Origin of the sequence: Acinetobacter nectaris CIP 110549, assembly GCF_000488215.1 — a bacterium.
Classification (GTDB): domain Bacteria; phylum Pseudomonadota; class Gammaproteobacteria; order Pseudomonadales; family Moraxellaceae; genus Acinetobacter; species Acinetobacter nectaris.
In genome coordinates, this window is sequence record NZ_KI530723.1 from 118,378 (window position 1) to 135,150 (window position 16,773).

The window sequence follows — 16,773 nt, forward strand, 5'->3', positions numbered from 1 at the left end:
TTTTTAGCATTTCTCATAGGCGAAATAGCACATGGCACAGTCAGTCAATTCTCCAAGTAAACGTTTTTTAAAACTTGCAAGTATGACCGCCAGCATTGCAACAAAAACAGTATCTAACTCTATTCGTAGTTTTACAGCAGACGAACAACACAAAGATCAAGCTCGACAAAAACTCTTTCAAGATATTGGTATGCAAATTGCCAATACCTTAGGTGAAATGAAAGGTGCAGCCATGAAAGTCGGGCAAATTGCATCGCAATATAAAGATATTTTTCCACCTGAAGTATCTAAAGCAATAGAAAAACTACAACGCCAAGCACCACCAATGCCATTCAAAGAAATAAAATTACAAATTGAAAAAGAACTTAAACAACCTTTAAATCAAGCATTTTTATCCTTTGAGGAAAAGCCCTTTGCTGCTGCATCAATTGGGCAAGTACATAAAGCTCAACTCAAGACAGGTGAACATGTGGTGGTTAAAATTCAATACCCTGGTGTAGATGAAGCCTGTGAAAGTGACTTAAAACAAATTCGTTTAGCCCTAAAGATGATGGGTTTACTTAAAATTGATAAAAAACTTCAAGATAAGCTCTTTGGTGAAATTCAAGAAAGTTTAGCCAATGAGCTTAACTATGAAATTGAAGCACAAAATTTAGAGATTGCACGTTCATTCCATCGAACCCTAGACCCTCAAATTATTATTCCGAAAGTATTTAAAAATTATTCTACACGCCATTTACTCACACTCAGTCTTGAAGTTGGAGATGACATTTCAACAGCAAGTACTTGGAACCAAGAGGTTCGTAACACTCTAGGTAGACGACTTGTGAAAGCCATGGGACAGGAAATATTCTATTTGAAGCGTTTCCATTGTGATCCTCATCCCGGTAACTTTTCATTTCGAGAAAATGGTGATGTCATTGTATATGACTACGGCGGTGTAAAGATAATTTCCTCTTATGTGATTCAACAGTTTAAAGACCTTATTCAAGCCTCCCGCGATCGGAACATTCCACAATTAGAAACAGCCTTATTTGACTTGCAAGCACTGACAGAAAAAGGAAAATTCCCTTCAAACTTATATCATGAATGGCTTGATGTCTTGCTGCGACCACTTACTCAACAATATGACTTTAAAGAAAACTCAGCTCACCATGACAGTGTAAAACTGGCAAAACAATCTTTAAAATATTGGGACTTATTTAAACCATCACCTGATACACTTATGATTAATCGAACGATTTCAGGTCATTATTGGAATATGATCCATTTGCAAGTGAATGATAACTTAAGTGATATATTTGAGGAAATTATACCTGATCAACATCAGAACTAAGTATTTGTATATGATGCCATTTGTTGTAGGATAAGATTTTATCACTTACTTATATAGGGCAGAAAATGGCACAGCATCTATTAGCACAATTAAATGCAAATACAATCAAATTTATAGATGTGATTTCTTACATTGACCGTCACTATACACATACCCCAACAGCTTTCGTCAATGGCGCTCAGAAAAACCAAGCCACAGAAAACCAAGGCAGTGCAAAAGTCCTATCATTTGCAAAATTACACGGCTTAAATGAACAAGAAACACTTCAACTATTTGCAGAACATTATGCAAAAGTTCAAGCAACGCCAAATGAAGAAGACCACCAAAATATTCGCCAGTTCATGAAAACAGGATGGCAAGGTGTTTCTTTTGACGCAAATGTACTTCAACCAAGAACTTAAAATATGCGTTTCCGATATGCTTGTAAGCATATCGGAAATCACTTGTATTTAAGCACCATGCCACCATTGAAAAACAGCCATCCCTGCCATCGTACATAGCAATGCGCCAATCACATGAATAGAAATAACCAGCATAGCAGTAGAAATTCGCCCTTGCTGTAACAAGGTAACAACCTCTAAAGAAAAGGTAGAAAAGGTTGTTAAACCACCACAAAAACCTGTAATTACAAATAATTTATAATTTTGACTAAGTTGACTTTGTGCAAAAAATGCAATTGCAAAGCCAATAATAAACCCACCTATCAAGTTTACGGCAACTGTTCCTATAGGAATAGATGGATGCAGGCTATTCATTTTTAGACCAACCCACCATCTAGACCAACCACCTAAAATTGAGCCTAAGGCAATCGCAGCTAATGAATAATACATATACTCTTCCTATTTATTCTGATTTTATATAAACAGAGTACGCACACCTACGTACCCTGCATTCGTCAAGGTTACGTAGGCATCATTAGCCATATTGGCGGTTTTTAAAAGGAAGATGCCATTTCCTATATCTCAGATGACTATATAATGATAGTTGAATAAAAATTTCAACTCTTTTCACATAAAAATAGATGAACACCCTCACCTGCTATACGTCCTGTAGCAAAACAAGCCGTCAGTAAATAGCCGCCCGTTGGTGCATCCCAGTCAAGCATCTCACCACAGCAGAAAATACCTGATTGTGATTTTAAAGCGAGCATTGGTGAAAGTGCGCCTTTTTTTACCCCACCTGCACAGCTAATGGCTTCCTCTATCGGTCGAAAACCTTGAATAGAAATCTCTAGATTTTTAATCTGATATGCCATTTTCTCAGGCTGTTGCCAGAGGTCTTTCTCAACCATTTCACGCAATAATGCAGTTTTTGTCTGATCTAGGCCTGCTTTCCGCCAAATATTGGCAAGTGATTGCTTTTTATTTTGACTCAGTTTCAATACCAATTCATCTTCTGAAAGATGAGGCAGTAAATCTAAATAGAGTGTCTTTGATACACGTAATGTACGATTGAGACGGTAAATCACACCACTTTCAAAACCGTAATGTGTAATCACAATATCACCATCTACTTTATGTTGAGATGATGTCCATGCCTGAATACGCTTTAATGGCTGACCAAAAATAGGTTCCATATACTTCGACCAAGAAAACTCAATCCCGACATTACTTGCGACAAAAGGATTAATTTCTTGTTGCTGTAACCAAGTTTGCCATCGACCATCACTCCCAAGTTTTGGCCAAGATACCGCACCACATGCCAAGACAATTGCATCAAATACTTTTTCAGATTCGATGGTTTCTTTTGATGATGTATCGATATACCTTAGTTTTTTTTGTTCGATACCTATACATTTATGCCGATAATGAAACTGAACACCTGTATTGGCTAATCTTTTCAGCCATGCACGCAATAACGGCGCAGCCTTCATTTCTAATGGGAAGATACGCCCTGAACTTCCCACATAGGACGTTACACCTAAACCATCCATCCATGCACGTATCCACTGTGCATTAAATCGAGTAATCCACGGCTTCAACCATTCGACTTGATCATAACGGTGAATAAATTTTGAAAGATCTTCTGCATGAGAAATATTTAGACCTGTTTTACCTGCCATTAAAAACTTTCTTGCAGCTGAAGGCATTTGTTCAAATACATGAATATCGTAGTCATATTGACTCAAAACTTCTGCTGCCATTAAACCAGCAGGCCCTGCACCTACAATTGCAACAGACTTTTTACTCATACATGACCCTGACCGTTTAAAGGTTCAAAATCATCAAACCGCGTTTTATAACCTTGTGGTTTGCGAATAATGAGTTGCTGACACAGCTCACCACGTTGTAAGTATTTCAGTTCGAAATGTGTTCTTTCCGAGTCACTTGGAATAATTTGCTTTTCATATGGCAGTTGCCATAGCTCTTTTAACTGTTGCTCTGCTTCTTCAATATAACTTTCAATATTACTTGCAAGTGTAATTGTGCCCTCATCTGCCAAACGAGAAAGTAAAAACTCAAAAAATGGCATATTTAACCAACGCTGCGCAGAATTATGAGGCTCAGGGTTTGGGTAAAGTAAAAAGAATTGTGTAACCTGTTTCGGATACAGTGCGTGTGTCACCCACGGCAATGCATCTGCGTGAATATCGACTAAGTTTTCTGTTGGGTGTAGCTGAGCCTGTTTATGCATTGCATCGAATTTCTCACGAGTACGTTCAATGGCATAAAGGATCTGTGTTGGATGCAACGTACAAAATTGTAATGCATGTTTTCCTTTTCCTGCCCCAATTTCCACCGCAATCGGTTTATTTTCAATAGGTTGAAATTGACGAGGGGCAACCATCCGTTGTGCCTGAAATTGACGAATTTGCATAATCAGATCAAACTAGTAAAAATTGGCATAAGTCTAACAAGCAGAAGACTTATTGCCTACTTTTACTCTCATATTTGGATGTTTTTTTATGACACGCTATATCCCATGTCCGCGCTGTGGTGAGCCTGCGAAATGGCAAGACAATGCATTTCGTCCATTTTGCTCAGAACGTTGTAAGATGATTGATCTTGGCGCATGGGCAAATGAAACATACCGTTTACCCACACAAGATGCACCACAATCTGAACTCTCAAGAGAAGAAGATTTCTAAACTAACCTATTCGACCCGATACAAAGGGATTGAGTTTTTTCTCATGACCAATGGTACTCATTTCACCATGTCCGGGAATAAATTGCGTTTCATCAGGCAACGTAAAACATGTGCTATGAATGGAGTCGATAAGTTGCTGATGATTCCCTCTTGGAAAATCTGTACGACCAATCGATTCTTTAAATAGCACATCTCCTGCCCACAATAAATTATGTTCAGCATTATAAAAAATAACATGCCCCGGTGTGTGCCCCGGTGCAAATCTCACTTCAAACTGATGCTGACCTAGTGTGAGTACTTCATTGCCCTCAAGCCAAGTCGATACATGAACAGGTTCAGGAATCGGGAAACCATATTGTGCAGAGACATCTTGAAGCATATCTAACCAAAACTGATCTTCCTTATGTGGGCCAATCACAGGAATGTTCCACACACGTGCAAGCTCACCAACTGCCCCTGCATGGTCAAGATGCCCATGTGTCAGCCACAATTGCTTAACCTGAATTCCAAGGGCTTGTACCTCTTGTTGAATTCTTTGTGCATCGCCACCCGCATCAATAATAATGGCTTCTTTACTTTTACTGTCCCAAACAATTGAACAGTTTTGTGCAAATGGCGTCACAGGTACAATCTTAACTTGTAGCATGGGCATCCCTTCTTATTTATTCGTATTGCGCCAATGTTACCTTGATCGCGTCTAAATGTGCGGTCAATAATGTTTGGAAAAGTGTTAAATGCATTTCATCTGTATTCAATGCAGGAATATAGGCATAAGATTCACCACCTGCTTTTTTGAAGTTTTCCGCATTTTCAACAGCCAACTCTTCTAAAGTTTCCAAACAATCTGCCGAAAAGGCAGGACTCATAATTTGAACAGATTTAATACCGCTTTTACCCCATTCATCTAACAACTCATCGGTATAAGGACGCACCCATTCTTGCGCACCAAAACGTGATTGGAAGCTAATTGCCCACTCACTCTCTTGTAAACCAAGCTCTTGTGCTACCAATTTAGCAGTTGTACGACAACGCTCTGGGTATGGATCGCCTTTATCTGCGAATGGCTGTGGAATACCATGGAAAGACATTAAAAGTTTATCGGCTGTACCATGTTCGGCACGAAACCGTTTTACACTTTCTGCAAGCGCACGAATATATAACGGGTGCTGGTAATAATCACGAATAATACTAATACCCGGTAAATTACGCTGTTTTAATGCCCACTTTGAAAGCAAGTCATACTGTGGTGCAGTAGATGTTGCAGAGTATTGCGGATAAAGTGGGAACAATAAAATATGATCCGTTTTACTGCCATCTAAATCTGCAAGCAATGCTTTCATACCCGGATTACCATAGGTCATGAGTGGGACAATATTTAAGTCAAACTCAGGATATTTCTCAGGTAACGATTTTTTTAAATAATCTGCTTGATCAAATAAGATTTCACGCATTGGCGAATCTTTCCACCAAATTGAAGCATATGCTTCTGCCACACGCTTCGGACGGCGTGGCAGTACAAAAAGGCGTAAAATAATTTGCCAAATCACTTTAGGAATTTCAACAACGCGTTGATCTGACAAAAACTCTTTTAAATATCGACTAACAGCAGGTGCTGTTGGTTCATCTGGCGTGCCAAGGTTAGCGAGAATTACTGTGATTTTTGGTTTATCTTGTTTCATTTTCACTCATACGCTCGAAATATTTTTATCTACTTTAACGGTTTTGAATTTTAATTAAAATAATATGGTTACTGGTTTTTTTTGCTAAAACTTATCGTTATTCACAATCATTCAATAAATTTATATTTTATATAATTTTTTTCAAAATATTCTGAATATCTTTACTCACTTGCCAAAGAATACGCTGTCTATGATCTCGACCAACAGGCATAATCCAGTGGCTTTGTTTCACGTGGAGCTTAATTAAATATAAAGCACGCATATGAATTGCAACATTTGTAATATGGCTTAAATGTGGGTTTTCTTTGCTCAATATTGGCCATGCAACTTGCATTAAGTGCTTATTCAAACACTGGGAAAATACCTCTTCAGTTTGGGGTTTAAAAAAAGAACGTCCTAATATTTGAACTATTTCCAACCATGTTAAACATACTGTTCTTACAATCACTTCAAATGAATCATTTTCATAGGCATAAACCTGATAATCCAATGCAAAAATATCCGACAGTTGTGCAGATTGATGACCATGCATCGGCTGCTGCTGACTTTCAAAGTGAAGTTCAAATTGTGCCACCTTGCTTTTAAGGCGCTGTATCTCATCTTGTAAAAGCCTTGTATTATATGCACGTACCCAACCTTGAGTTGGATAACGATTTGACATCATAGGTATATATTTTTTTACTTGTTCAGTAAGCTGATCTAATGTGTCATATTCAAATATATCTTTGACTTCTTGCTTAATGAGTTCACGAAAATTATTAAACTTTTTATGTACTTCATTCACCAAAGATGCACTATTTTCTTGTTCTATATTTTTATGTATAAAAACCATCATCGGTTTTTGTCTTGCCAAGGCATAAATATATTCTAGTTGCACATAACTTACACCTGAAGCCGACTGCTGACCATATTCATCACCAAGCAATAAAATAACATAATCACATTCATCTATTTGGCGACGTGCTAAAGTCGTTGTTATTTCACATCGTTTTTCCACACCCCAAACAAAATACCCCATTGCGACAAGCGTCTGACAAATCAGTCGATTTTCAGCAGACATCTCTTCTCCAGAGGTTGAGATAAATATCTGATATCGCTTATCGACCATGTGTGAACTCAATTGTTAATCACTGCTAAAAGAAAGAAATTAATCCGATAAGTAACTTACTTTCCAATCAATATCTTCCGCAATTAAATGTTGTAACACTATTTTGATTTGAGGTGTATACCCACCTGTAAAATAGCAGGTCATTTGTGGGCTTTTTGTTATTGGAACAACTTCATTTATTAAATGATGATGCGAAAGCACATGACTTAATTGCCTTGCAACAGCTTGACCTGAGTCGACCAATTCAAACTGATTGGGAAAAACATACTCGATACTTGCTTTTAAAAAAGGATAATGGGTACAACCTAAAACCAATTGATCTGCTTTTTTATCTACCGCAGGCTGTAGAATTTCTTTTAACAATCTATGCATTTTAGGACTGTTTTGCTGACCTGCTTCTACAAGTGGCACTAGCTCTAAAGAAGTAATCGGTAAAACACTTACCCCCAAAGGTTCAGCAAAACGTAGCATCACATCTTTAATCAATTTGCCACGAAATGTTGCAGGTGTCGCAAGCACAGCCACGACTTTATTCTTCGTATTTAAAACAGCAGGTTTTAGGGCAGGAACTAAACCTATAATTGGAAAATCACTGCCATAGTATTCTCGTAAGTAATCTAAACTAAAGGCAGATGCGGTATTACATGCCACCACAACAGCTTTACATCCTTGTTGGTATAACCAATCTACTGCTTGTGCTGTTAAATGACGAATGTCATCATCTTCCCGTGCGCCATAGGGCACATGGGCAGTATCTGCAAGGTATTTTATATGTTCATGTGGCAAATGCTTTAAAATATCATTTGCAATAGACAGCCCACCTACCCCTGAATCAAACACACCTATCGGTGCATCAGCAGATGCCTTTTTTCGGTTCATTTGCATATGTAATGTGGCTCATTCATGGGATATTTATTTTAAAAGTTCATTATCATGTAAATGTTAAACCTCAAGCCATTAAATGCAAGCGAAAATCTCCACTTTGCAGGATAAGCTCCGTCTGTCCTTGTTCGTTTTCTACTAACTCACCTGCATCAATCAGGTGGAAAAATGCAGACCGTTGGATTAGAGCATACAAGCCATATCGAATATAAATATATGGGCGTACTTCACCTTCAAAATCCTTCATCACAATACTATTTTTTTCATTTAAAACAACAATATCATCATCTGTTGTATACGCATAAATCCATACGCTGTCATTCTCGACAACTTGCTCAATGCGATTCACAAAAAGTGGTGCATCTTCAACTTGAATTTCTACTTTCTCAGCAGGTGTTTTAAGGTAATACTTATTTTCTTCCTTACATAAAATATGCGAAAACAACTGAATCATAGATGCTCGCTGAATTGGTACACCCTCATGCCACCATGTACCATTGGCACGAATACATAAATCCATTTTCCCACAACTTTGGGGATTCCATTGATCAAGAGGTGGAATTTGTTTTTTTTGTGAGGTCTGCTCTGCTTTTACACTTTGTAAAATTGAATCTAAACTTTTATTGTTTAAATTTGACTGTTTTTTATACATACTGAGAGAAATATCACCTTTTCCCATCGCTTTTATCCCCCATTTGACAGAAAATACACACATATCAGCCAATAGGCTATTCTATACATCTAAATTGATTATATCTCAGGCATATCATTTCATATATGTCTTAGGTTTGTGTCTATAGAAAACACTCATGGCAGCACCACAATGTACCGTTTGGTTGCCACCCTTTTCAATATGAGGAGTCCTACATGGAACACATCGAACGCGAATCGATGGAGTTTGACGTTGTTATTGTTGGTGCAGGGCCTGCTGGTCTTTCTGCTGCAATAAAAATTCGTCAGTTAGCAATTGAACATGACTTATCCGATTTAACCGTTTGTGTCGTAGAAAAGGGCTCCGAAGTCGGTGCACATATTCTTTCTGGTGCTGTCCTTGAACCACGTGCATTAAATGAACTTTTTCCAAATTGGAAAGAGGAAGGTGCACCACTTAACGTACCTGTTACAGAAGACAAAACTTTCTTCTTAATGTCGGATACAAAACATCAAGAAGCACCTCACTGGATGGTTCCAAAAACCATGCACAATGACGGAAACTATGTCGTTTCACTCGGTAATGTTGTTCGTTGGTTAGGTGAAAAGGCCGAAGAATTAGAAGTTGCGGTTTTTCCGGGGTTTGCTGCCTCTGAAATTTTGTATCATGAAAATGGCACAGTAAAAGGCATTCAAACGGGTGACATGGGTGTAGGTAAAGATGGTGAACCGACAGCTCACTTTACGCCTGGTTATGAGCTGCATGCAAAATATACCATTTTTGCAGAAGGCTGCCGTGGGCATCTTGGTAAACGTCTTATCGAAAACTTTAAACTAGACAAAGATGCAGATCCTCAACACTACGGCATTGGAATTAAAGAGCTTTGGGAAATTGACCCTGAAAAGCATAAAGAAGGTTTAGTTATGCATGGTGCAGGTTGGCCATTGTCTGAAACAGCATCTTCAGGCGGTTGGTGGTTATACCATGCAGAAAATAATCAAGTGACTTTAGGCATGATTATTGACCTTTCTTATACCAACCCAAATATGTATCCATTTATGGAAATGCAACGTTGGAAAACTCACCCTCTTATTAAACAATATTTAGAAGGTGGTAAACGTATTTCTTACGGCGCACGCGCAGTGGTTAAAGGCGGTTTTAATGCTTTACCAAAACTCACTTTCCCGGGTGGTTGCCTTATTGGTGATGATGCAGGCTTCCTAAACTTCGCCAAAATTAAAGGCTCTCATACCGCAATGAAATCTGGCATGCTGTGTGCAGAGGCGGTCTTTGAAGCGATTGCAAATGGTGTAGAAAAAGGCGGCGAAATTGGTATTGCACGCACGACAGAAGATGAAGATCACTTCATTACTGAAGTCACTGCATATACAGAAAAATATAACCAAAGCTGGTTAAAAGAGGAACTTTATAATTCTCGTAACTTTGGCCCTGCCATGCATAAGTTTGGTCAATGGTTTGGTGGCGCATTTAACTTTGTTGACCAAAACATCTTTAAAGTACCATTTACACTGCATGACACTGTTCCAGACTTTGCTGCCTTAAAAACAATAGATGCCGAGAACTTTAAGCCAAACTATCCAAAACCCGATGGTACGCTTACATTTGACCGTTTATCTTCTGTCTTTATTTCAAATACAGTACACGAAGAAAACCAACCATCTCATTTGAAATTGACAGATGCGACTATTCCTGTAAATGTGAATTTGCCAAAATGGGATGAGCCAGCACAGCGTTATTGCCCTGCTGGGGTTTATGAAATTATTGAGGAAGACAACACCAAACGCTTCCAAATTAATGCTGCAAACTGCGTGCATTGCAAAACATGTGATATTAAAGATCCATCACAAAATATTACATGGGTGACACCTGAAGGTGGCGGTGGTCCAAACTATCCAAATATGTAATTAAGATAAGCCTCTAACTTTTAGGGGCTTATTTTTTATCCTTTTTTTATGAGATAACGGTACTCTTTATGCCCCTTATCATCTAAATATTCTTCTTTTAATACTAACTCATGGTTCATGTGTACACAAAAACGAGGGATATCCCAAGACGTTGAAATATCTGTTGCAAACACCTCCACAACCTCACCTGACTGTATTTTACGTATCGCCTGACGTAGCTTCATAATCGGATCGGGGCAATACAAGCCTTTGGTATCTAATTGAACATGCACAGTCATTGACGAATCAGACATAGCTTTCTCTTTACACATAAATAATCATCATTTTACCATAAACTCTATTCATGCATCACATTGAACAGGGCTAACAAGATTAAAAATGCCAAATAAGTCACATTTTATTAAGAATCTTAAGCTATAATTTGTTTTAAATATCAATGATCTGACATTTAAACCTTCATGCAACTTAATAAAAATTTCTTAACCTCTCAAACACTCGGTAAATATGATGCCGAAATTGATGCCTTAAAGAATATTGTCCACTATGGCATTGGACTCGACCGTACCGATGCTGCATTTGATCTAACGCTAGATAAATGGTTAGGAAAAATTCCCTATGGCTCAAATGCTAGTGAGTTTTCCACCCGAAAACGTTTAATTTTAATACAATTACGTTCAAACTTAATGCTCTCCATTGCCTCAATCTTTTCTTGTAGCCTTCTTACTCTCATTGTGGGAACCTTTACATTCTTTGCTGCTTGGTACTTTGCTTTTGCTTTATTACTATTTTTATATTTTACCTACAAAAATATTCAATCATTTAAACGATTCAAAGCGCTCTATCAAGCTATTAAGCCCTTACAACAAATTATTCCCGATATAGAAAAACCGCAAACCTGTATCAACGAAGCTGAAATAGCACAAACGTTTTCAAAAGACCGCTTAAAAAGCAGGTGTATAGGAATAGCCATCATGGCATTTACAGGCTATATGTGCCATTCAATCTACTATAGTACAAATAGTAAAATTCCCGTATTGGCACTTTTACTTCCACTAGGTTTTATGTCCGGTCTAGGTACTTTTATTACAGGAATGAATAAACCTGAAATTTTTCATCGTCATGGCTATGCTCAAGCACGTTGGAGAGACCTTCCTCTTGTTATGAAAATTTGTATCGTAATAGGCAGTATTGCATCTATCTCTAGTTTCGCTTGGGCAAAAGGCTTACTCATTTTATAATAAATTCACAATTTCCACATTGTTCACACCTCCATATACTCAGCGTATTGTGATTTGTTATTTTTACATATTTGACATGGTTTTATTAATGCATGAACCCTTTTTCTTAGGTATGATGACTCCTCTACTTTGATAACAAATACACCTATTTAGGAAGGATCATGCAAGAGGAATCAGGCTCATCGTGGGGTATGCGCGGCTTAAGAAAATGGTTAGGCACCGCACCAGAAACCAGAGATGAGTTACTCAAACTTGTACAAGACTCTCGTCGTTTTTTAGAACCTGATACTGTTGCAATGCTTGAGGGCGTACTCGACCTCCCTGCAACAAAAATACGTGAGGTCATGACACCACGTACTGCAATGGTCAGCTTACAAGAGGATGATCAACTACTAGACATCCTCCATGTGCTTATCGACTCTGCACACTCTCGTTTTCCAGTTTTCTCTGCCGACCAACCTGACACTGTGGTAGGTGTACTTCTTGCAAAAGATTTACTGCCATTTTTATCTGAACCTACGGCAAAAGTAGATATTCGTGCACTGATGCGTCAGCCTCTATTTATTCCTGAAAGTGCACGCTCAGACCAACTATTGCGTATGCTTAAAAATACACAAACGCATATTGCAATGGTCATTGATGAATATGGTGCAACTTCAGGACTTGTAACCCTTGAAGACATCTTAGAAGAGATTGTCGGTGAGATTGAAGATGAACATGATAAAGCAGATGAAGAAGGACAACTTATTCTTCCAGATGCAAAGCATGACACTGCACATGCTTGGATTGTACAAGCGCTCACACCTATAGAATACTTTAATGAATTGTTAGACGCAGATTTTTCTGATGACGAGGTAGAAACTGTAGGTGGTTTACTTCTTCAAGAAATTGGCCTCGTAAATGATTTAAAAGGTCAAACTATAGAAATTAAAGATTGGAAATTTACCATTATTGAAGCAGATACACGAACCATTCAACTGATTCGGGCTGTTCGTCAATGAGCCAAGTAACATCTACGGCTCATAAAAATTTCAAACTTCCTACCTTTGTGATCTGCATTATTGCTTTAATCTCAGGTGGGATTTTTAGTCTATCCTTAGCACCATATCACTATTGGTGGATTGCTCTACTTTCACCTGCATTACTGTATGCATGTCTAATACAACGTAAGCCAAGACAAGCATTTCTTATTGGTTGGAGTTTCGGTTTTGGCTTATGGTTTACAGGCGCTTTTTGGCTATTTGCATCGATTCATAACTATGGAAATATAAGTACGCCCATTGGTGTACTTCTTATTGCTCTGCTCGCCATGACAATGGGACTATTTAGTGCCGTTCAAACATGGACATATAAGCGATTTTTTCCTGAAACACCACTGATATTTGCTCCCATTTGGATTTTATTTGAATGGCTAAAAACATGGTTATTTACAGGGTTCCCATGGTTATTTGTTGGTTATGCATTTACAGGTGCTTTTTTAGATGACTATGCACCACTTTTTGGTGTTTTAAGTGTTTCTTTTGTTGCTGTACTCATTGCTGCAGCTTGTGTTGAGATTATACGTAAACGTATTTTTTGGGTTTTTCCAATTTTTACATTACTTATAGGCGCTTGGGGTGCATCTTATTTACAGTTTGTACAACCTAAAAATGAAAGACCGCTAAGTGTTTCACTAGTTCAAGGAAATATTCCTCAAGACTTAAAGTGGTTAAGTACATACCAAGACCGTACCTTAGAAATCTATCAGAACCTAAGCGCAACTGAATGGGGACGCGACCTAATTGTATGGCCTGAGTCTGCAATACCTATGACACAAACAGCCGTTGCGCCGTTTATAGAAGAGATTGCTCAAACAGCCAAAATTCATCATTCAGCTTGGCTGAGTGGTATTCCATACTACGATGAAAATGCATCTATACATGCAGGTAAAAGCATTTTTTATAACAGTTTAATGGCCTTAGGCGACCAAACATCAGGGTTATATGAAAAGCAACGCCTTGTTCCTTTTGGAGAATATGTCCCATTTGCAGGACTGTTAAAATGGGTTTTACCTGCCCTCCAAGATGACATTACCGAAGGTAGTCTTTCAGCAGGGCCTTCTAGACAAAAAGCATTAAATGTAAAACAACATGACTTAGGTACAGCAATTTGCTATGAAGTTGCTTACCCAAATCTTACCCGTACTAATGCACAGCATAGTGACTTTATGGTGACGGTATCTAATGATGCTTGGTTCTCTGGTACAGCGGGCCCATGGCAACATTTGCAAATGGTTCAAATGAGAGCCAAAGAAAATGGTCGATGGTTTATCCGCGCAACCAATACAGGGGTAACTGCATTTATCAATGAAAAAGGACAAATCGTTTCACAAGCCCCGATTGATCGACCGTTTGTATTACGACATGACCTTCCTGCATTCTCAGGACAAACCCTATATAACCGTTTAGGTGATCTACCAATCCTTATTTTTTCAGTGCTTTTACTTGGTTTAGGTATTTATTATCGACCAAAGCAAATTGATGTATCGTTTAAATCACGGCGTTAAAAAACAACCTCCATATGGAGGTTGTTTTTTTATATGAGATCTAAAATAGCATGCTAAAATCTTTCAAAATATAGAAAACACGCTTAAGTCCTATGGTATTAAACACAGTAACTTCTAGTCATCCACTTCGTATTCGTGTTGCTGTGCCATTGCCACTTCATGACTGCTTTGACTACTTAGTAACTGCTGAGCAATACACCAACCTTGAAATTGGTTCACGCGTGAAAGTACCTTTTGGTCGTCAGCAATGTATTGCCGTTGTTATGGAAAAGGTGCCACCCAATACTCCACAAGAAACCAAATTTAAGCTTAAACATATTTTAGAAGTCTTAGACCCTTCATCGCTAATCACTCAAAAAGTAATATCCTTATTAAAATGGTCAGCTCAATACTATCTGTTTCCGATTGGTGAGGTTGTACAAAGTGCCTTTCCTACACGTTTACGACAAGGCTACGCTTATGCACGAACAGCGCCTGCTTGGAAAGTTATTGACTTTGATGCGAACGAGAAGCTTAAACGCTCAGAAAAACAGCGCACGGCATATACCCATTTACTTAGACAAATAGAACCTTGCTTTGAAACAAGCCTTATTAATGAGGGTTTTTCGCTACCGACTCTTCGTGCTTTAGAAAAAAAGCAAATCATCCAAGAAACTGAAAAAAATATCGACTTTTCTGCAAAGCCTATACAATTGGCACAAATCCCTTTAACGGCAAATGAAGACCAGAAAAATGCGATTGATCAAATCTTAGAAAAACAAGACACTTATCAAGCCTTTTTACTCGATGGCATTACAGGCAGTGGAAAGACAGAAGTCTACTTGCAAGTCATGTATGACGTACTAAAACAAGGAAAACAAGTTCTTGTTTTAGTCCCTGAAATTGGACTGACCTCTCAAACAATTTCTCGCTTTAGAGCAAGGTTTGATTGTCATATCACCCTACTTCATTCAGGGCTAACAGATGTACAGCGCTTACATGCATGGCAGCAAGCACAAACAGGACAAGCCTCAATTATTTTAGGCACACGCTCTGCCATTTATACACCATTACCGCATCTTGGTCTCATTATTTTAGATGAAGAACATGACTTATCTTTTAAACAACAAGATGGCTTTCGCTACCATGCTAGAGACGTTGCTTTATATCGGGCTTATCTTGAAAAATGCCCAATTATCTTAGGCTCAGCAACCCCAAGCATAGACAGCTTTGCATTGGTTGAGCAAAAGAAAATTCAGCACCTCACTTTAAATACACGTACAGGCAATGCTGTCCTGCCCAAAATGCATCTGATCGACCTCAAAGTGAGTCCAAAAGTCCATGGGCTTAGTCAATATTTGATTGGCCACATCAAGCAACGCTTGCAACAACAAGAACAAGTACTTATTTTTTTAAATAGACGTGGCTACGCACCTGTGCTGATGTGTGAGCACTGCGGATGGCAAGCCAACTGTCCAAATTGTGATGCACACTTTACGCTACATACACAGCCTTACCAGCATTTACATTGCCATCACTGTGGGCTTATTCAAGTTTTACCCCCAAGCTGTCCCGAGTGTAAACAAGAAACATTAAAGCCCATTGGCTTAGGCACAGTAAAAGTCGAAGATGGTCTTAAAGAACTATTTCCCGATACAGAAATTATTCGAGTAGACCGTGACAGTACAAGCCGCGTAGGCAGCCTCGAAAAAATATATGAAAAAATACACCAAAATAAACCACTGATTTTACTCGGCACACAGATGCTTGCTAAAGGGCATCATTTTCCTTATGTCACCTTAGTGGCTATTTTAGATATAGATGCAGGGTTGCTCAGTGTAGACTTTCGTGCACCCGAGCGAACGGCGCAAATGATTGTTCAGGTCTCAGGTCGTGCAGGTCGTGGAGAGAAAAAAGGAGAGGTTTTTTTACAAACACTTCGCCCCGACCATCCCACATTAAACACACTTATTTCTAAAGACTATCGTGTATTTGCACAGCAAACATTAAAAGAACGCCAGACTGCATTACTGCCACCTTATCGCTACACTGTTTTAGTTCGTAGTGAGTCTAAAGACGAGCAGAAAAACTTACAGTTCCTCACTGAAATTTCTAAAAATTTACAAGAAATATCGGCACAACACCTAGAAATATGGGGACCTATTCCCGCACCTATGCAACGCAAAGCAGGAAAATACCAAGCACATTTGGTCATTTTAGGAAAAGAACGCGCACATCTACATTATTACGTCAGACATTGGTGGTCATTTGTACTTTCTCAATGTCCTACACATATCAGACTTTCTATTGATGTAGACCCACAAGAGCTGAACTAAGTAAT

Annotated in this window: 17 protein-coding genes and 1 riboswitch; of the genes, 8 read left to right on the top strand and 9 right to left on the bottom strand. The window is 38.5% G+C overall.

What is annotated here, in order from left to right:
• Positions 1 to 31: 31 nt before the first annotated feature.
• Both P256_RS07045 and P256_RS07050 read left to right on the top strand, forming a co-directional pair.
• Positions 32 to 1,336 carry an ABC1 kinase family protein gene (locus P256_RS07045; protein ID WP_023272997.1) on the top strand — a complete coding sequence of 435 codons (1,305 nt, stop codon included), beginning with the start codon at positions 32 to 34 and terminating at the stop codon, positions 1,334 to 1,336.
• Positions 1,337 to 1,401: 65 nt separating this feature from the next.
• Positions 1,402 to 1,737, top strand: coding sequence for a HopJ type III effector protein (locus tag P256_RS07050; protein WP_023272998.1), 336 nt, complete (start codon positions 1,402 to 1,404; stop codon positions 1,735 to 1,737).
• 48 nt (positions 1,738 to 1,785) lie between these two features.
• On the opposite strand, the gene crcB is transcribed toward P256_RS07050, so the two are convergent.
• The 3 genes from crcB to P256_RS07065 form a co-directional block, all read right to left on the bottom strand.
• Positions 1,786 to 2,166 (bottom strand): fluoride efflux transporter CrcB, encoded by a 381-nt coding sequence (crcB, locus tag P256_RS07055; RefSeq protein WP_023272999.1) that lies wholly within the window; start codon positions 2,164 to 2,166, stop codon positions 1,786 to 1,788.
• A 69-nt stretch (positions 2,167 to 2,235) separates the two neighbouring features.
• Positions 2,236 to 2,301: riboswitch (Fluoride riboswitch) on the bottom strand.
• A gap of 32 nt (positions 2,302 to 2,333) precedes the next feature.
• Complete coding sequence (locus tag P256_RS07060) at positions 2,334 to 3,527, bottom strand: TIGR03862 family flavoprotein (RefSeq protein ID WP_023273000.1); 1,194 nt, start codon at positions 3,525 to 3,527, stop codon at positions 2,334 to 2,336.
• On the bottom strand, positions 3,524 to 4,153 hold the full coding sequence (locus tag P256_RS07065) for a class I SAM-dependent methyltransferase (RefSeq protein ID WP_023273001.1): 630 nt from the start codon (positions 4,151 to 4,153) through the stop codon (positions 3,524 to 3,526). The genes P256_RS07060 and P256_RS07065 overlap by 4 nt, the downstream gene beginning before the upstream one ends.
• A gap of 88 nt (positions 4,154 to 4,241) precedes the next feature.
• On the opposite strand from P256_RS07065, the gene P256_RS07070 reads away from it, so the two are divergent.
• Positions 4,242 to 4,424 (top strand): DNA gyrase inhibitor YacG, encoded by a 183-nt coding sequence (locus tag P256_RS07070; RefSeq protein ID WP_023273002.1) that lies wholly within the window; start codon positions 4,242 to 4,244, stop codon positions 4,422 to 4,424.
• A 1-nt stretch (position 4,425) separates the two neighbouring features.
• On the opposite strand, the gene P256_RS07075 is transcribed toward P256_RS07070, so the two are convergent.
• From P256_RS07075 to P256_RS07095, 5 genes are all read right to left on the bottom strand, one after another.
• Positions 4,426 to 5,070, bottom strand: coding sequence for an MBL fold metallo-hydrolase (locus P256_RS07075; RefSeq protein WP_023273003.1), 645 nt, complete (start codon positions 5,068 to 5,070; stop codon positions 4,426 to 4,428).
• A 16-nt stretch (positions 5,071 to 5,086) separates the two neighbouring features.
• Positions 5,087 to 6,103: a ferrochelatase gene (gene hemH / locus P256_RS07080; RefSeq protein ID WP_023273004.1), complete on the bottom strand. Its 1,017-nt coding sequence runs from the start codon at positions 6,101 to 6,103 to the stop codon at positions 5,087 to 5,089.
• 127 nt (positions 6,104 to 6,230) lie between these two features.
• Complete coding sequence (locus tag P256_RS07085; protein ID WP_040331944.1) at positions 6,231 to 7,211, bottom strand: DUF4062 domain-containing protein; 981 nt, start codon at positions 7,209 to 7,211, stop codon at positions 6,231 to 6,233.
• A 39-nt stretch (positions 7,212 to 7,250) separates the two neighbouring features.
• Positions 7,251 to 8,096 carry a glutamate racemase gene (murI, locus tag P256_RS07090; RefSeq protein ID WP_023273006.1) on the bottom strand — a complete coding sequence of 282 codons (846 nt, stop codon included), beginning with the start codon at positions 8,094 to 8,096 and terminating at the stop codon, positions 7,251 to 7,253.
• A gap of 64 nt (positions 8,097 to 8,160) precedes the next feature.
• Complete coding sequence (locus P256_RS07095; protein WP_023273007.1) at positions 8,161 to 8,772, bottom strand: DUF1285 domain-containing protein; 612 nt, start codon at positions 8,770 to 8,772, stop codon at positions 8,161 to 8,163.
• A gap of 188 nt (positions 8,773 to 8,960) precedes the next feature.
• Here P256_RS07095 and P256_RS07100 point away from each other — a divergent pair, with 188 nt between their 5' ends.
• Entirely contained in the window at positions 8,961 to 10,670 is a 1,710-nt protein-coding gene (locus tag P256_RS07100; RefSeq protein WP_023273008.1) for an electron transfer flavoprotein-ubiquinone oxidoreductase, read from the top strand.
• A gap of 35 nt (positions 10,671 to 10,705) precedes the next feature.
• Here P256_RS07100 and tusA read toward each other — a convergent pair whose 3' ends face one another.
• Positions 10,706 to 10,963: a sulfurtransferase TusA gene (tusA, locus tag P256_RS07105; RefSeq protein WP_023273009.1), complete on the bottom strand. Its 258-nt coding sequence runs from the start codon at positions 10,961 to 10,963 to the stop codon at positions 10,706 to 10,708.
• A gap of 165 nt (positions 10,964 to 11,128) precedes the next feature.
• Between tusA and P256_RS07110 the strand changes: the two genes are divergently transcribed.
• The 4 genes from P256_RS07110 (at position 11,129) to P256_RS07125 (ending at position 16,768) form a co-directional block, all read left to right on the top strand.
• Positions 11,129 to 11,908: a hypothetical protein gene (locus tag P256_RS07110; RefSeq protein WP_023273010.1), complete on the top strand. Its 780-nt coding sequence runs from the start codon at positions 11,129 to 11,131 to the stop codon at positions 11,906 to 11,908.
• Positions 11,909 to 12,069: 161 nt separating this feature from the next.
• A complete protein-coding gene (locus tag P256_RS07115; protein ID WP_023273011.1) occupies positions 12,070 to 12,909 on the top strand; it encodes an HlyC/CorC family transporter in 840 nt (279 codons plus the stop codon).
• Complete coding sequence (gene lnt, locus P256_RS07120) at positions 12,906 to 14,453, top strand: apolipoprotein N-acyltransferase (protein WP_023273012.1); 1,548 nt, start codon at positions 12,906 to 12,908, stop codon at positions 14,451 to 14,453. Before P256_RS07115 ends, lnt begins: the two co-directional genes overlap by 4 nt.
• A gap of 92 nt (positions 14,454 to 14,545) precedes the next feature.
• Positions 14,546 to 16,768, top strand: coding sequence for a primosomal protein N' (locus tag P256_RS07125; protein WP_023273013.1), 2,223 nt, complete (start codon positions 14,546 to 14,548; stop codon positions 16,766 to 16,768).
• Positions 16,769 to 16,773 lie beyond the last annotated feature (5 nt).

Excerpts from the sequence above, each read along its gene's own strand:
- P256_RS07045 (WP_023272997.1), top strand. The coding sequence starts at position 32 with ATGGCACAGTCAGTCAATTCTCCAAGTAAACGTTTTTTAAAACTTGCA.
- P256_RS07050 (WP_023272998.1), top strand. The coding sequence starts at position 1,402 with ATGGCACAGCATCTATTAGCACAATTAAATGCAAATACAATCAAATTT.
- crcB (WP_023272999.1), bottom strand. The coding sequence starts at position 2,166 with ATGTATTATTCATTAGCTGCGATTGCCTTAGGCTCAATTTTAGGTGGT.
- P256_RS07060 (WP_023273000.1), bottom strand. The coding sequence starts at position 3,527 with ATGAGTAAAAAGTCTGTTGCAATTGTAGGTGCAGGGCCTGCTGGTTTA.
- P256_RS07065 (WP_023273001.1), bottom strand. The coding sequence starts at position 4,153 with ATGCAAATTCGTCAATTTCAGGCACAACGGATGGTTGCCCCTCGTCAA.
- P256_RS07070 (WP_023273002.1), top strand. The coding sequence starts at position 4,242 with ATGACACGCTATATCCCATGTCCGCGCTGTGGTGAGCCTGCGAAATGG.
- P256_RS07075 (WP_023273003.1), bottom strand. The coding sequence starts at position 5,070 with ATGCTACAAGTTAAGATTGTACCTGTGACGCCATTTGCACAAAACTGT.
- hemH (WP_023273004.1), bottom strand. The coding sequence starts at position 6,103 with ATGAAACAAGATAAACCAAAAATCACAGTAATTCTCGCTAACCTTGGC.
- P256_RS07085 (WP_040331944.1), bottom strand. The coding sequence starts at position 7,211 with ATGGTCGATAAGCGATATCAGATATTTATCTCAACCTCTGGAGAAGAG.
- murI (WP_023273006.1), bottom strand. The coding sequence starts at position 8,096 with ATGCAAATGAACCGAAAAAAGGCATCTGCTGATGCACCGATAGGTGTG.
- P256_RS07095 (WP_023273007.1), bottom strand. The coding sequence starts at position 8,772 with ATGGGAAAAGGTGATATTTCTCTCAGTATGTATAAAAAACAGTCAAAT.
- P256_RS07100 (WP_023273008.1), top strand. The coding sequence starts at position 8,961 with ATGGAACACATCGAACGCGAATCGATGGAGTTTGACGTTGTTATTGTT.
- tusA (WP_023273009.1), bottom strand. The coding sequence starts at position 10,963 with ATGTCTGATTCGTCAATGACTGTGCATGTTCAATTAGATACCAAAGGC.
- P256_RS07110 (WP_023273010.1), top strand. The coding sequence starts at position 11,129 with ATGCAACTTAATAAAAATTTCTTAACCTCTCAAACACTCGGTAAATAT.
- P256_RS07115 (WP_023273011.1), top strand. The coding sequence starts at position 12,070 with ATGCAAGAGGAATCAGGCTCATCGTGGGGTATGCGCGGCTTAAGAAAA.
- lnt (WP_023273012.1), top strand. The coding sequence starts at position 12,906 with ATGAGCCAAGTAACATCTACGGCTCATAAAAATTTCAAACTTCCTACC.
- P256_RS07125 (WP_023273013.1), top strand. The coding sequence starts at position 14,546 with ATGGTATTAAACACAGTAACTTCTAGTCATCCACTTCGTATTCGTGTT.